This is a genomic window from Caproicibacterium lactatifermentans, assembly GCF_013315815.1.
Lineage (GTDB): Bacteria > Bacillota > Clostridia > Oscillospirales > Acutalibacteraceae > Caproicibacterium > Caproicibacterium lactatifermentans.
Genome location: NZ_CP046051.1, coordinates 1,450,073 through 1,463,971 on the forward strand (window position 1 = coordinate 1,450,073; position 13,899 = coordinate 1,463,971).

The 13,899-nt window shown below is 53.8% G+C and carries 16 protein-coding genes; 10 read left to right on the forward strand and 6 right to left on the reverse strand.

From position 1 onward, the window contains the following. Nucleotides 1–5 precede the first annotated feature (5 nt). The 4 genes from GJQ69_RS07095 to GJQ69_RS07110 are packed head-to-tail and all read left to right on the forward strand — an operon-like array spanning nt 6 to nt 1,512. On the forward strand, nt 6–332 hold the full coding sequence (locus GJQ69_RS07095) for a hypothetical protein (protein WP_086035049.1): 327 nt from the start codon (nt 6–8) through the stop codon (nt 330–332). A 5-nt stretch (nt 333–337) separates the two neighbouring features. Beyond that, nucleotides 338–970, forward strand: a complete 633-nt coding sequence (locus GJQ69_RS07100) for a major tail protein (protein WP_086035050.1) — start codon at nt 338–340, stop codon at nt 968–970. Between the two features lie 3 nt (nt 971–973). Beyond that, the gene (locus tag GJQ69_RS07105; protein WP_086035051.1) at nt 974–1,351 is read left to right on the forward strand and encodes a hypothetical protein; all 378 of its coding nucleotides are present in this window, start codon (nt 974–976) and stop codon (nt 1,349–1,351) included. Next, on the forward strand, nt 1,348–1,512 hold the full coding sequence (locus GJQ69_RS07110; RefSeq protein ID WP_168099034.1) for a hypothetical protein: 165 nt from the start codon (nt 1,348–1,350) through the stop codon (nt 1,510–1,512). The genes GJQ69_RS07105 and GJQ69_RS07110 overlap by 4 nt, the downstream gene beginning before the upstream one ends. Before the next feature lie 2 nt (nt 1,513–1,514). Here GJQ69_RS07110 and GJQ69_RS07115 read toward each other — a convergent pair whose 3' ends face one another. Then, a complete protein-coding gene (locus GJQ69_RS07115; protein WP_157658908.1) occupies nt 1,515–1,688 on the reverse strand; it encodes a hypothetical protein in 174 nt (57 codons plus the stop codon). Nucleotides 1,689–1,797: 109 nt separating this feature from the next. Between GJQ69_RS07115 and GJQ69_RS07120 the strand changes: the two genes are divergently transcribed. From GJQ69_RS07120 to GJQ69_RS07145, 6 genes are all read left to right on the forward strand, one after another. Next, nucleotides 1,798–4,653 carry a phage tail tape measure protein gene (locus GJQ69_RS07120; RefSeq protein ID WP_086035471.1) on the forward strand — a complete coding sequence of 952 codons (2,856 nt, stop codon included), beginning with the start codon at nt 1,798–1,800 and terminating at the stop codon, nt 4,651–4,653. After that, entirely contained in the window at nt 4,653–6,557 is a 1,905-nt protein-coding gene (locus GJQ69_RS09955; protein WP_476695778.1) for a distal tail protein Dit, read from the forward strand. The genes GJQ69_RS07120 and GJQ69_RS09955 overlap by 1 nt, the downstream gene beginning before the upstream one ends. Nucleotides 6,558–6,561: 4 nt before the next feature. Continuing rightward, the gene (locus GJQ69_RS09960) at nt 6,562–7,938 is read left to right on the forward strand and encodes a phage tail spike protein (protein WP_174192566.1); all 1,377 of its coding nucleotides are present in this window, start codon (nt 6,562–6,564) and stop codon (nt 7,936–7,938) included. A gap of 12 nt (nt 7,939–7,950) precedes the next feature. Continuing rightward, nucleotides 7,951–8,145 (forward strand): hypothetical protein, encoded by a 195-nt coding sequence (locus GJQ69_RS07135; protein WP_174193369.1) that lies wholly within the window; start codon nt 7,951–7,953, stop codon nt 8,143–8,145. Nucleotides 8,146–8,147: 2 nt separating this feature from the next. Beyond that, complete coding sequence (locus tag GJQ69_RS07140; RefSeq protein ID WP_174193371.1) at nt 8,148–8,729, forward strand: hypothetical protein; 582 nt, start codon at nt 8,148–8,150, stop codon at nt 8,727–8,729. 91 nt (nt 8,730–8,820) lie between these two features. Then, nucleotides 8,821–9,522 (forward strand): MerR family transcriptional regulator, encoded by a 702-nt coding sequence (locus GJQ69_RS07145; RefSeq protein ID WP_174193373.1) that lies wholly within the window; start codon nt 8,821–8,823, stop codon nt 9,520–9,522. On the opposite strand, the gene trpA is transcribed toward GJQ69_RS07145, so the two are convergent. Genes trpA through trpD form a run of 5 tightly spaced genes read right to left on the reverse strand, consistent with a single transcriptional unit; the run spans nt 9,519 to nt 13,865 of the window. Next, nucleotides 9,519–10,295 (reverse strand): tryptophan synthase subunit alpha, encoded by a 777-nt coding sequence (gene trpA / locus GJQ69_RS07150; protein ID WP_174193375.1) that lies wholly within the window; start codon nt 10,293–10,295, stop codon nt 9,519–9,521. The genes GJQ69_RS07145 and trpA overlap by 4 nt on opposite strands. Beyond that, a complete protein-coding gene (gene trpB, locus GJQ69_RS07155) occupies nt 10,292–11,476 on the reverse strand; it encodes a tryptophan synthase subunit beta (protein WP_174193377.1) in 1,185 nt (394 codons plus the stop codon). Before trpB ends, trpA begins: the two co-directional genes overlap by 4 nt. Beyond that, nucleotides 11,469–12,062 (reverse strand): phosphoribosylanthranilate isomerase, encoded by a 594-nt coding sequence (locus GJQ69_RS07160; RefSeq protein WP_174193379.1) that lies wholly within the window; start codon nt 12,060–12,062, stop codon nt 11,469–11,471. The genes trpB and GJQ69_RS07160 overlap by 8 nt, the downstream gene beginning before the upstream one ends. After that, on the reverse strand, nt 12,049–12,852 hold the full coding sequence (trpC, locus tag GJQ69_RS07165; RefSeq protein WP_174193381.1) for an indole-3-glycerol phosphate synthase TrpC: 804 nt from the start codon (nt 12,850–12,852) through the stop codon (nt 12,049–12,051). The genes GJQ69_RS07160 and trpC overlap by 14 nt, the downstream gene beginning before the upstream one ends. Beyond that, nucleotides 12,849–13,865, reverse strand: a complete 1,017-nt coding sequence (gene trpD / locus GJQ69_RS07170; RefSeq protein WP_174193383.1) for an anthranilate phosphoribosyltransferase — start codon at nt 13,863–13,865, stop codon at nt 12,849–12,851. The genes trpC and trpD overlap by 4 nt, the downstream gene beginning before the upstream one ends. Nucleotides 13,866–13,899 lie beyond the last annotated feature (34 nt).

The following is a 13,899-nucleotide window of genomic DNA, read 5'->3' on the forward strand; positions in this document are numbered from 1 at the left end:
CGCCTATGAACTATGACGAGATCGTAACCATGCTCGAGGAAGCCGGACTTCCCGTCGCCTACGACCACTTTGCCGAGGGCGAGTCTCCGGACCCGCCGTTCATCTGCTTCCTGTTTCCGGGAACGGACAACATTTTCGCGGACAACGTGGTCTGGCAGAAGGTCGACGAGCTGAACATCGAGCTTTACACAGACAAAAAGGACCCGGACACTGAATCGAAAATCGAGGACATTCTCACCTCTCACGAATTGCCGTATGAGAAGTCGGAGGTCTGGATCGAGGACGAGAAGATGTACGAGGTTCTCTACCAAACACAGATTATTGGAGGTTAAAGAATATGGCTAATAAGAAGAACAAGGTCAAGTTTGGCCTGAAGAACTGCCACTACGCCATCGCGACGCTTGCCGAGGATGGAACGGTGACATTCGGCACGCCTGTGGCGATGCCCGGCGCGGTCAGTCTTTCCCTTGACGCCGAGGGCGACAACGAGCCGTTCTACGCTGACGACACGGTTTATTACATGGTGTCGAACAACAACGGGTACTCCGGCGACTTCGAGCTGGCACTCATCCCGGAGAGCTTCCTCACGGACGTTATGCACGAAACCGAGGATGCCAACGGCGTCATCGCCGAGAACAAGGATGTGGAGCCGGAGCATTTCGCGCTCCTGTTCGAGTTCTCCGGCGACCAGCGCAAGATCCGCCACTGCATGTACTACTGCTCAGCGACTCGCCCTTCCGTTTCCGGCCAGACCAAGGAGGACTCGACCGAGGTGCAGACAGATACGCTATCGATTACGGTTTCTCCGCTGCCGTCAGGGCTTGTGAAGGTTAAGACCGGAACGAACACAGCCGAGTCCGTTTACAACGCCTGGTACGACAAGGTCTACGAGCCGAGCGACACCGCGGCAGGCTCCGGCACCTCATCCGGTGCCAAGGCAAGCACGAGCTATTCAACCGAGGAGGAGTAAGCGATGGCGGTTACAAAGACAATAGAAATTGACGGGCAGCCGGTGACTTTCAGAGCATCGGCTGCTATACCGCGGCTCTACCGGAACAAGTTCCACCGGGACATCTACCGTGACCTGAATGAGCTGCAGAAAGGCATCAGCGAGAACGACGCGAAGAGCTCAAATCTGGATACGTTCAGTCTGGAGCTGTTCGAGAATATCGCGTGGCTGATGGCAAAGCACGCCGACAAGGATGTGCCGGATACGCCGGAGGAATGGCTCGACAGCTTCAATACGTTCTCGATCTATGAGGTGCTACCGCAGATTATCGAACTGTGGGGAATCAACACGGAGCAGCAGGTTTCCGCTAAAAAAAACCTCACGCGACAGAGCGGGAAATGACAACCCCGCTCTTTCTTTTGCGCTGCGTGCAGATCGGGCTTCACATTTCGGAGCTTGATCTGCTGACCATCGGCACGGTCAACGACATGTACGCAGAAATGAGCAACGACGACTGGGATTACCCGGAAATCGCGACGCAGGAAATGATGGACAGATTCTGATTTTAATCATCCTTGGGCTTTCCATTATCCGCAAGAATGATGGCTTTCCCACTGTTCGTGATGGAGAACGAGAGAACCTTGTAGCCGTCCTGAGCGAGCTCATTTGCCTTTTTCTCGATTTCTTCGGCCATTTTATGTGCTTTCGGATTGTATCCGATAACAAATGTCTTATACATATGCACTACCTCCTGTCTGGAGGATAACAATTCACGCTTTTCTCTGCTACCAGCAGAGGGTATAAGTTCAGCTAATTCTATGTAAAGCCTTGAAGGGAGGTGTATCCGCATGGCGAACAGAATCAAGGGCATCACCGTCGAGATCGGCGGCGACACCACCAAACTGACCGAATCGCTGAAATCGGTCGACAAACAGATATCGAATACGCAAAAAAGCCTGCGGGACGTGAACAAGCTCCTGAAGCTCGATCCCGGCAACACGGAACTCCTCTCCCAGAAGCAGAAAGGACTCCAGACGGAAATCGCCGCCACCAAGGAGCGTCTCGAAGCACTCAAGGAAGCGGCAAAGCAGGCAGATCAGGCACTCGCGAACGGCGACATGTCGCAAAGCCAGTATGACGCGCTTCAGCGAGAAATCGTCGAAACCGAGCAGGATCTCAAAAGCCTGACCAAGGAATATGAGAACTTCGGCTCCGTCTCCGCGCAGAAAATCGCGGCAGCCGGTGAGAAGGTCAAGTCCGTCGGCGAGAGCCTTTCGAGCGCCGGAACGAAAATGACGATGGGCTTCACTGCGCCCGTCGTAGCAGGAGCAACCGCCGCCGTAACAGCCTATGGCGATGTGGACAAGCAGTTCAACCTCGTCAAGCAGACGATGGGCGACACGGCGAACTCCGCCGAGGACTTCGAGGGCTTGTGGGACCAGATCGGAACGTCCGCGAAGAACTCTGTCTACGGCATGCAGGACGCAGCCGACGCAACGCTGAACTTCGCGCGTCAGGGCTTCACCGCCAAGGAAGCCACGGACATGCTGACTCCGGCGATGAACCTCGCCGCCGGTACCGGCACAGATCTTTCCGAGACCACCTCTGGACTTGGCAACGCCATGAAGATGTTCGGCGCGGACTCCTCTGAAGCGGCAAACTACGCCGACGTTCTCGCCAAGGCACAGGCGCAGGCGAACACAACGACCTCGGAGCTGTTCGAGGCGATGTCCGTCGCAGGCCCTATCTGCAAAACCGTTGGATGGGACGTCAAAGATCTCGCGACGATTACGGACGTGTTCGGCAACGCAGGCATTTCCGGAAGTGAAGGCGCGAACGCTCTGAAAACCGGACTCGCTCGTCTCGCTTCTCCGGCCAAGGAAGGCGCGACGGCGATGGATCAGCTCGGACTTTCCACCGGGCAGACCTACGCCATTTTCAACGAGAACGGCACCTTGAAGGATATGCCGACCGTGCTGGCGAACCTCAACTCCGCGTTCTCCGGGCTGACCGATCAGGAGAAGCTCGAGGCCGCGGCCAACATCTTCGGCAAGAACCAGATGTCCAAGTGGCTGACGCTGATCCAGACCTCGCCGTCGGAAGTTTCTTCTCTCCGTGACGCGCTCGACGACTGCGGCGGCTCGGCAGAGAACATGTCGAACGCCCTGATGTCGGGGACCGGCGGCACGATCGAGCAGCTTAAATCCACCTTTGACGTGCTGACCGTCACCATCGGACAGGCGGTCGCTCCCGCCTTCCAGAGTCTGATGGAGAAGATCATCGACGTGATGAACGCCATCATGGACATGGACCCGGCGACGCAGAAAATGATCCTGACCATCACGGCAATCGTCGCTGCCATCGGTCCCGTGCTGATTGTCGTCGGCAAGATGGCGACCGGTGTCGGAGCCCTGATGACACTTGCTCCGAAAATAGTCTCGGCGATAAATGTCGTGAAAACCGGCATGACTGCGCTCAACGCCACAATGGCGGCGAACCCGATAGGACTGATTATCACGGCAATCGGACTGCTTGTCGCGGCGTTCATCTATCTGTGGAACAACTGCGAGAGCTTCCGCAATTTCTGGATCAACCTGTGGGACAACATCAAGGAAGTCGCGGTAACCGTCTGGACGGCGATCAAGGACTTCTTCGTGACCATCTGGAGCGCGATTTCCGGCGTATTCACTTCTGCGGTGAACGGCATCAGAAGCTTCCTGTCCGGCGCGTGGAACGGAATCCAATCTGTCGTCACAACTGTGATGAATGCGATAAGCACGGTGATTCAGACTGTGTGGAATGGCATCAAGACATTCTTCACCACGATTTTTACAGCGATACAGACGGTCGTTACGACCTACTTCAATATCTACAAGACGGTCATCACGACGGTTCTCACAGCAATTCAGACCGTGGTGGCCACGATATGGAACGCGATAAAGACTGTGATTTCGACGGTCTGCACCGCCATTCAGACTGTCGTCACCACCGTATGGAACGCCATTAAAACCGCGATTACGACTGTGGTGAATGGCATCAAGACCGCCGTCACAACCGCGTGGAACGGAATAAAGACCGTCACCTCGACCGTGTTCAACGGGATAAAATCCGTCGCGACCTCGGTCTGGAACGGCATCAAGTCTGCCGTGATGAGCGTCGTGAACACGATGAAGTCCGGGATCACCTCTGCTTTCAACACGATCAAGAGCACGATCAGCGGCATCCTGAACGGCATCAAGAGCACCTTCACATCGGTGTTCAACAACATCTGGAGCTTCGTCTCCGGCATTGTGAACAAGCTGAAAGGCGTGTTCAACTTCAAGTGGAGCCTGCCGAAAATCAAACTCCCGCATTTCTCGGTTTCCGGCTCTTTCAGCCTGAACCCGCCGAGCATTCCGCATTTCAGCGTCTCCTGGTACAAGAAGGCGATGGACGGCGGCATGATCCTGAAGGACGCGACCATCTTCGGACAGTCCGGCAATACGCTCCTCGGTGGCGGAGAAGCGGGCGATGAAGCAGTGGTCGGCGTGAACAGTCTCAAAAACATGATCCGGGACGCCGTCAGCGAGACCGCCGGGAACTCCGGCCCGCTCATCAACATCGAAAACATGAGCGTCCGAAGCGACGACGACATCCGCAAGATTTCTCAGCAGCTCAACACTCTGCTTGTCGGAAGCAGACGCGCGAAAGGATCGGTGATCTAATGGGATTCAAATTCAATGGCAGAACAAGTCAGAGTTTTGGCCTGGCTACCCGAATGACAAAAGAAAACCGCATGCCGGACTTCACCAACAACACGATCACCGTTCCCGGACGCGAGGGCGTGTTTGACTTCGGGGAAACTATCGGCGAGCGCAAGATCGAGATATCCTGCTTCATCCCTCCCGGCAAAAGCGACGCCGACTTTCTCACGCGCAAGGACGAGATCATCGCGTGGCTGAACCCGGACATCGGGCTGTGCGATCTGGTTCTCGACAAGGAGCCGAACCGCGTCTACCGGGCAAGGCTCGAGAGCGGGTTCTCCTTCGACAAGGTCGTGCGGAACTCCTGCACCTTTGACCTGACGTTCCTCTGCCCAGATCCCTACGCCTACGCGGAGAAGGACGAGACGTTCGAGATAACCGAGGCAGGAACATTCTCACTGAACCGGACGCTCGGCAACGCAGACTCCCTGCCGGTCTATTCGCTTGTGGCGGATCTCGCCAAGGGCAAGAACGCGGTCATCACCACCAACGGGAGCAGCCTGAAAATCGACGGCGTTCTTACCGAGGATGAAGTGCTCGTCATCGACTCCTCGCTCATGACGGCTAAGGTCACGGACGCGGACGGCAACACGCTGCGCAACGGCCTGCCGCTGCTGGAAAGCCTCGACTTCCCGTCGCTCAAGGTCGGCGCAAACACCATCACGATAGAAGCCGACAGCACAACGGAAACGACGGTTCAGACGCTCAACACACAGGACGAGTTCACCGGGCAGGTTCCCGCATCATGGGGAACGGACGGTCTGTGGCGGTTCAACGAATCCGCGCCGGACGCTGACACAAATCTCGCGGACAGTTCTGGCAAAGGCAGAAACGCATATATCAATAAATGGAGCGGCACCACCGCGTCCCTGCAGGCAGGACACCTCGGACGTTCCTTCCGTATGAACATCAACAACCCGTCGACCGAGCAGACGTACCTCAAAGTCAGCAACGACGGCACGATGTTCTCGAATATCGGAAAGACAATCGCGGTCGGCGGATGGTTCATGCCGACAACCTACTCGGTCGGGAACACCTTCTGCCCGCTGCTCAACACCCGGCAGGGAACCGGCAACCCGATATTCTACCTGTCGCTCCATTCCGGGAAGCCGCGCCTGATGCTGTACAACTCGTCCGGCACGCTGATCCTCGACCAGGATTTCACGCCGAGCTTCACGCTGACAAACGGGCTGTGGTACTTCATTGCGGCTGTTATCAAGCCGGACGACCATACGGCGCAGTATGTGCTTGGTGCGAGATCCTCCGGCGAAGTCTGGATATCGGATTCCGTCAGCTTCACTGGCGAGCTCAACCGCTCCTGCACAGCCGACCTCATCTGGGGCATGCACGCGGAATCCTACTGGTACGCGGGCAACTTCGACGACTGGTTCCTGAACTGCAATTCCAGTCTGACTGCGGACGATATCGCACTCTGGTTCCAGGAATCTCTCACCTGCAACGCGGCGGATTCAACCGCGGATGTGGACGGGCTGACGACTGAGAACGCCGTCACGCTCAAGGCGACAAGCGGGACCTATGCTTCGAGCAGCTACCTCACAACCGCCGCTGTGGAATACGGGATAACCGGAAAGTGCTATGTCTCCCTGACTGCTGATACGCCGACCGGAACGGCTGTGGCAATAGAGACTTCTACCTCAGACGATCTCTCGACGTGGAGCGACTGGGCGACTCCCGGCGCGGACAACACCGTGCAGTCGGATTCCGCAAAGTACATCAAATTCAGACTAACGCTTGCTACAACGGATTCATCGGTAACGCCGACGGTAAGAAGAATTGCGCTTTCGACGCCCGGCGAGTCGGCGTTCAAGAAACTGACCATTCAGGCTCGCAGCAGATGGAGGTGATCGCGTGGCTGCTGAAAAGAAATTACTGGCCGTTCTCGATCTGAATGGCGAACAGGAAGCTGTGCTCGAAAACGCCTACGACGTCATTATCACCGGCGAGATCAACGGCATCGACACCTTGGAATTCAACCTGCCCTTCCGGGACGAGAAACGCAAATATCTGGAGAACGAGAAGCAGGTCAAGGTCGGGGATGATTCCTATAGGATTAGGACAATCACCGACGAGAAGAACGAGCAAGGAACCGCTATCACCTCAGTTTACGCCGAGGCCGCTTTCTACGACCTTGGATTCTCGACGAAGAAAGCAGAGATCACCTTCAATGCCGACACCGCGGACGTGCCGATGGCGTACGCGCTGCAGGACACCGGATGGACAGTCGGAACCGTCAACAAGCGCACGAAACGCACCTGGACCTGTCAGGAGAAAAACGCGCTCGCGATTCTGCGCAAGGTGCAGGATCTGCACGGCGGAGACCTGATCTTCGACAACGCGAACAAGACCGTGAGCCTGCTGACCTTCAGCGGCACGGATTCCGGCGCGCTGTTCTGCTACAAGAAGAACATGAAGTCCATCAAGCGCGTCATCGATACGCAGAGCCTCATCACCCGGCTCTATGCCTACGGCAAGGACGGCATGACGTTCGCGTCCATCAACGACGGCAAGGAATATGTGGAGGACACGACCCACACCAATGAAATCCGTGTATCGACGCTCGACTGCTCCAACTTCACGAATCCGTATCAGATGCTCGAATACGCGGAGATGCGGCTTGCGGATTACGCCGCGCCGAGGATCTCGTATGTTCTCAACGCGATGGATCTGTCGGTTCTCACTGGCTATGAGCATGAGTCGTGGAAGCTCGGCGACATCGTGACGGTCAGGGACGACGAGCTGAATATCAGCGTCAAAACCAGAATCGTGCGCCGCGAATACAACCTGATGGAGCCATGGAACACGGTTCTCGAACTGTCTACAACGCTCCGTGAACTCGGCGATTCCTCCTCGCAGTGGGACGCCGCCGCAGACATGCTTTCCGGTGCGGATCTGGTGGACAGTCAGGAAATGAAGGACCTTGTGCCGTTCAACCATCTCAGGAATTCGAGAGCAGATTCCGGTCTCAACTACTGGGAGAACTCCGGCTTCGAGGTGGATGCCGAGAACGGCGTGTCCGGCACAGCCTCCTTCAAATGCGAAGGAGCACTGAACACGACAAAGAGCCTGACGCAGACCGTCACTCCAGCAAATCGCGACAGCTACACCTTCTCCTGCCAGATAGCTTCGGAAGACTTGAAGATGGGAGACAATGGGCAGGTCGGCGTCGAGGTCACGTTCGAGTACGAAGACGGGACCACGGAGACACGTTTTATCGACCTGATTTAAGGAGGTGCGCAGGTGGCATCATTTACTCATGTCGGACAGGCGGTCAGCCCTCAGAACGGGCGCGTGAAGAAAATCCGCATCCGCGTCTGCGTGACCGACTGCACCGGCACAATCTACATCACGGACATGTTCCTGCTAGGCGGCTCCATCGCGACCGGCTGGGTGGGACACGTTTCCGAGATTCAATGGACGCAGGACGGTGACTGATTATGCCGATATTCACACGATTTACAGAGACAATCGACAAAAAGGAAAAGAAACGCATCGTGAGCGTATCCGTAAAGCCAATCGTCACGGACTGCACCGGCACCATCTGGTTCACCGATCTCATGCTGCAGGAAGGCGCGATGCTCTCCGGGTATGTCATCAACACAGAGACTGTGCAGAAGAAATACGCGACCGGCGACGAGTACGCCGTATCTGGAAAACGGTTCTTCAACGGCGTCGTCCGCGGCAGTGCGACCTGCATTATCTTCAATCTCGGAAAAACATCGACCGGTCTCGACTGGAAGATCTATCCGAACCAGAACATGAAAGCAGGCAGCGTTTCTCTCGCCCTCGGCGCCGGAGCGCACAAGGCAACGTTCACGGAATCAACGAACGCCGGTGATGAACTGGATCTTCTCGCCTCAACCCGGCAGTGCCTGAAAAACGGCTCGACCACCTCGAAGGACGGATTCTTCCAGTACTCCGCTGCCGGAGACAGCAAGCACCCGGTTACGGTCGAGGAGAAGAAATCAGCAAGACTCTATGTGGAGTTTCAGGAGATGGAGGATGGAGAAATAACATAATTTCCTTCTTCACTTTTTTACAAAAGCCATTGACTGCGACGTCGTCGCAGTGTTTTACTTGCCTCATCAAGCAACGAAAGGAGGTGAGCAAATGGCTGATTACAGAGAAACCGAAGTCGCCAAGCAGCTTCATATAGAGAGAAAAGTTCTTTTTAAGATTAAACAAGCTGGACTGATTTCCCCTTCTCGCACGGAGCAGCATGGAACCATGGAATATTGCTTCTATGACGATGAAGCAATTACCACTCTATGGTTAATTGTAAGGTACAGAGAATTTGGTTACTCATACGATGACATTAGCAAGCTGCTGAATGGTCCTGCAGGAAGTCGCAATCAAATGCTCCATGATCTTCTCATTCGTTTAGATCACTTGACCAAGCTGGCGAGAATCATTTATGAAACCGGATTGCTCCCACCAGATTTCATGAAAATGAAGGACATCATGGACGCAGCATATTTTAAGCAGTTTGATGATCCGAAAACTATTAAACGCGGCGAGCAGATGATCAATAAGATCCTGAATGATCCCGACTATAACAATTCTTGTTCTGACATCAAAAAGTTATATGCCGAAGGATATTCTAAGAGCTCGCCAGAGATTCAACAGGCAGTTGCAGAAGCCGAGCAGGTTATTGAAAAATACGCCTCGAAAGAATCTGCTCGAAATGTGCTTCGATTACTTGGCGACCTATTTAATGGAGATGGGAATATTCAGGAAACTACGGAACTTGGATCTGACTGGATCAAAGAGATAGGCGCTGCGTATCAATATTATTGCAAAGAGAAGGCCTAAATACGTTTCAGGGCATCTTTCATGGACTTGACATAATCATAAACGTACTTTCCGGCATCCGTCCCATATTTGGCAATCAGCTTCACAATGGCGCTGCCCACAATGACGCCGTCTGCAGTCCTGCCGATTTTTTCCGCCTGTTCCGGCGTACTGATACCAAAACCGACCGCCGCAGGAGTATCGGTACTTTCCCGCACAATTTTCAGAATTGCACTAAGGTCTGTCTCAATTTTTGTCCGCACACCTGTTACACCGAGAGAGGACACCACATATAAAAATCCTTCCGATTCTTTAGCAATCATCCGGATTCGTTCCTGAGAAGTCGGCGCAATCATAGAAATGACCTGAATGCCGTTTTTTGCAGCAACTTCTGTAATTTCGCCTTTCTCTTCAAAGGGCAGATCCGGCACAATAATTCCGTCAATACCGCTTTCCCGACAGTTGGCAAAAAATTTCTCGTTGCCATAGCTGAAAACCGGATTATAGTAAGTCATAAATACCAGCGGAACGTCTGTTTTACTGCGCAGATCCGCAGCCATCTTAAAAACCCCGTCAGTTGTGGTACCGGCGGAAAGTGAGCGCAAATCTGCCTCCTGAATAACCGACCCCTCTGCAATCGGGTCGGAAAACGGGATGCCGATTTCAATCAAATCACAGCCGGCCCGGGCCATTTCCAGCGCAAACTCTTCTGTTTTTTCCAGGGAAGGATCCCCCGCTGTGAGAAACCCAATAAATGCTTTCCCATGTTCAAATGCTTTTCCTATTCTGTTCATTCTGTAACGTTCCTCCCCCTGTAACGCGCCATTGCCGCCACATCTTTGTCGCCCCGTCCGGAAAGACAAATAATCATGCTTTGGTCTTTCCGCATGGTTGGGGCCAATTTTCTCGCATAGGCCACTGCATGTGCACTCTCAATTGCACAGATAATTCCTTCTGTACGGGCAAGGTACTCAAATGCGTCCACTGCTTCATCATCGGTGATGGGCACATACTGCGCACGACCGGTTTCGTAAAGATAGGCATGTTCCGGCCCGATTCCCGGATAATCCAAGCCGGCGGAAATCGAATAGACCGGCGCAATCTGGCCATATTTGTTCTGGCAGAAATAGGACTTCATGCCATGAAAAACGCCGTATTTTCCGGTGGCAATCGTTGCTGCCGTCTGCGCGGTATTCACACCGCGACCGGCCGCTTCGCAGCCAATGAGTTTAACTTCTTTATCGGGTATAAAATTGTAAAACATCCCCATCGCATTGCTTCCGCCGCCGACACAGGCAAGCACCGCATCCGGCAGTTTGCCCTCTGTCTTCAGGATCTGTTCTCTTGCTTCTTTGCTGATGATACTTTGAAAGTCACGCACCATCATGGGATAGGGGTGCGGCCCCATAACCGAACCTATTACATAGGCGGTGTCGTCCACACGGGTGGTCCAGTTCCGCATGGCTTCATTGACCGCATCCTTCAGTGTCCCTGTTCCTGTCGTGACCGGATGTACCTTGGCACCCAGCAGCTCCATGCGGTAAACATTGAGCGCCTGCCGTTCGGTATCTTTCACACCCATAAAGACTTCACATTCCATGTCAAGCAGTGCCGCTCCGGTTGCAGCCGCAACACCGTGCTGGCCCGCGCCAGTTTCTGCAATAATACGTGTTTTGCCCATTTTTTTGGCAAGCAGCGTCTGCCCAAGCACGTTATTGATTTTATGGGAACCCGTATGGTTCAGGTCCTCACGCTTAAGGTAAATTTTTGCACCGCCGAGGTCTTTTGTCATTTTCTCTGCATAATAAAGCAGGGACGGACGGTTTGCATAATTACAGAAAAGGTCATGCAGTTCTTTCCTGAACTGCGGGTCTTTTTTATAATATTCGTAGGCGTCTTCCAGCCGGTGCAGCTCATGCATCAGCGTTTCCGGAACATACTGCCCACCGAATTCGCCATATCTTCCTTTAGCCATTTCGTATCCTCCTGATTATCGTAAAGATCTTATTTCTGTCTTTCTTTCCGTCAGTCTCGACACCGCTGGAAACATCCATCCCCCAAGGATGCAGCTTCCGCACCGCTTCCTGCACATTTTCCGGTGTCAGCCCGCCTGCAAGGAACCACGGGCGGTTAATCGGCGGTACCAAACTCCAGTCAAATGCCGTTCCGGTTCCGCCGCCGCTGTCCAGCAGCAAAAAATCCGCCGGGCTGGCTTCCGCACGGGCAATATCCGCCGCGCTTTGTATGCGGAATGCCTGAATCACTGGAAATCCGGCCTGCTGAATCTGCCGAACGCTTTCTGCCGGTTCCTGCCCATGCAGCTGGGCAATGGTGATTGTGCCGCTTTGCAGCAGTGCCAAAATTTCTGCCACTGCAGCATTGACAAAGATACCAACCGGCAGAATTTCCGGTGCAAGTGCGGCACGGAGTTCTGCCGCCTGCCGTGGTGTTACTTTCCGGCGGCTTTCTGCAAATACAAACCCGACATAGTCCGGTTCTGCCTCATTTACAGCCTGAATATCCTGCATCCGTGTCAGACCGCATACTTTAATTTTCGTCACATTCGGCTCCCCCCTTCCCACGCAGTTCCCGCAGACGCTGTTTCCGGTTCGGGGCACGCATGAGCGCTTCCCCAACTAAGACAGCATCCGCCTGCATCCGGCAAACGTCGGCAATTTCTTTTGACCCTTTCACGCCGCTTTCTGAAACAAAAGCCACATCCGACGGCACCAGCCTGCGCAGCCGTTCTCCTGCAGAAAGGTCAATGGTAAAATTTTTCAAATTCCGATTGTTGACACCGACAATCCTTGCACCAGATGCCAGTGCCCGCTGCACTTCTTCTTCCGTATGGGCTTCTACTAAAGCGGAAAGGCCCAGTCGCTGTGCCAACTCCCGATAGTCCCGCAGTTCCCGGTCTGTTAGGATGGCACAAATCAGCAGCACAGCCGATGCGCCCAGCAGCTTTGCTTCGCAGATCATGTACGGGTCCACCGTAAAATCCTTGCGCAGTACAGGAATTTGTACCGTTTGTGCAATTTCCTGCAGATACCGGTCGCTTCCCAGAAACCACTTTGGTTCTGTCAGCACAGAAATGGCAGCCGCACCCGCTTCCTCATAATCTTTTGCAATCTGCAGATACGGAAAATCCGGCATAATCAGCCCTTTGCTGGGGGAAGCTTTTTTCACTTCACAGATAAAAGAAAGTCCCGGCTGTTTCAGTGCACGCTCAAATGGGAATGTCCGGTCCGCCGGCAGCGCTTCCGCTTCTGCCAATAAAGATTCATACGATTTCTTTGTTTTCCGCTGTGCCACCCGTTCTCTTGCGGCGGCGGCAAGATCATCCAAAATCATACGTTTTCTCCGTTAGAAAGCCGGATAAACTGTTCCAACTGTGCTTTTGCCGCTCCGCTGTCGATTGTCTGTGCAGCAAGCTGCACACCTCCGCCAATACTGGAAACTTTTCCCGCAATTTTCAGCGCAGCAGCGGTATTCAGCAGCACAGCATCTCGCTTTGGCCCTTTTTCACCAGACAGAACTGCACGGGTAATAGCAGCATTCTGCTCCGGTGTACCACCGACCAGGTCTTCTTTCTGACAGCGCGTCAAGCCAAAATCTTCCGGCTGAATCACATAGGAGCAATACTGACCCCCCTGCAGCTCACAAACGGTAGTGGGAGCAGAAAGTGAAATTTCATCCAACCGATCCTGCCCATACACGACCATGCCGCTTTTAACCCCGAGGTTTGTCAGCACACGTGCCAGCGGTTCCACCAGCGCTTCCTCATAAACACCCATCAGCTCCATATTGGCGCCTGCCGGATTGGAAAGTGGGCCGAGAATGTTAAACACGGTGCGGATTCCAAGTTCTTTCCGGACGGGTGCAACATATTTCATGGCAATATGATAATTCTGCGCAAACAGGAAACACAAATTAATCTTTTTGAGCAATTCCGTGCTTTTTTCCGGCGGCAGGGTAATATTGACGCCCAGTGCTTCCAGCACATCTGCAGCGCCGCATTTACTGGAAGCGGCACGATTGCCGTGTTTTGCTACCGGTACACCGGCCGCCGATGCCACAATTGCGGATGTAGTCGAAATGTTGAAAGAATTGGCGTTGTCCCCGCCGGTTCCCACGATTTCCAGCACATCCATATCATGCAGCAATTTGACGCAGTGGGCACGCATCCCCGCAGCAGAAGCGGTAATCTCCTCAATCGTCTCCCCTTTTATGCGCAGAGCAGTCAGATAGGCCCCCATCTGTGCCTGTGTCGTTTTTCCGCTCATAATTTCGTTCATGACTTCATTGGCGGTTTTGTAGTCAAGATCTTTTTTTTCAACAAGCTGTGCAATCGCTTCTTTAATCATTTCGGCAGCCTCCTATAAAAATCATTCAACACGG

Excerpts from the sequence above, each read along its gene's own strand:
- GJQ69_RS07105 (WP_086035051.1), top strand. The coding sequence starts at position 974 with ATGGCGGTTACAAAGACAATAGAAATTGACGGGCAGCCGGTGACTTTC.
- GJQ69_RS07145 (WP_174193373.1), top strand. The coding sequence starts at position 8,821 with ATGGCTGATTACAGAGAAACCGAAGTCGCCAAGCAGCTTCATATAGAG.
- GJQ69_RS07100 (WP_086035050.1), top strand. The coding sequence starts at position 338 with ATGGCTAATAAGAAGAACAAGGTCAAGTTTGGCCTGAAGAACTGCCAC.
- trpB (WP_174193377.1), bottom strand. The coding sequence starts at position 11,476 with ATGGCTAAAGGAAGATATGGCGAATTCGGTGGGCAGTATGTTCCGGAA.
- GJQ69_RS07115 (WP_157658908.1), bottom strand. The coding sequence starts at position 1,688 with ATGTATAAGACATTTGTTATCGGATACAATCCGAAAGCACATAAAATG.
- GJQ69_RS07120 (WP_086035471.1), top strand. The coding sequence starts at position 1,798 with ATGGCGAACAGAATCAAGGGCATCACCGTCGAGATCGGCGGCGACACC.
- GJQ69_RS07110 (WP_168099034.1), top strand. The coding sequence starts at position 1,348 with ATGACAACCCCGCTCTTTCTTTTGCGCTGCGTGCAGATCGGGCTTCAC.
- trpA (WP_174193375.1), bottom strand. The coding sequence starts at position 10,295 with ATGAACAGAATAGGAAAAGCATTTGAACATGGGAAAGCATTTATTGGG.
- trpC (WP_174193381.1), bottom strand. The coding sequence starts at position 12,852 with ATGATTTTGGATGATCTTGCCGCCGCCGCAAGAGAACGGGTGGCACAG.
- GJQ69_RS07095 (WP_086035049.1), top strand. The coding sequence starts at position 6 with ATGAACTATGACGAGATCGTAACCATGCTCGAGGAAGCCGGACTTCCC.
- GJQ69_RS07140 (WP_174193371.1), top strand. The coding sequence starts at position 8,148 with ATGCCGATATTCACACGATTTACAGAGACAATCGACAAAAAGGAAAAG.
- GJQ69_RS09955 (WP_476695778.1), top strand. The coding sequence starts at position 4,653 with ATGGGATTCAAATTCAATGGCAGAACAAGTCAGAGTTTTGGCCTGGCT.
- trpD (WP_174193383.1), bottom strand. The coding sequence starts at position 13,865 with ATGATTAAAGAAGCGATTGCACAGCTTGTTGAAAAAAAAGATCTTGAC.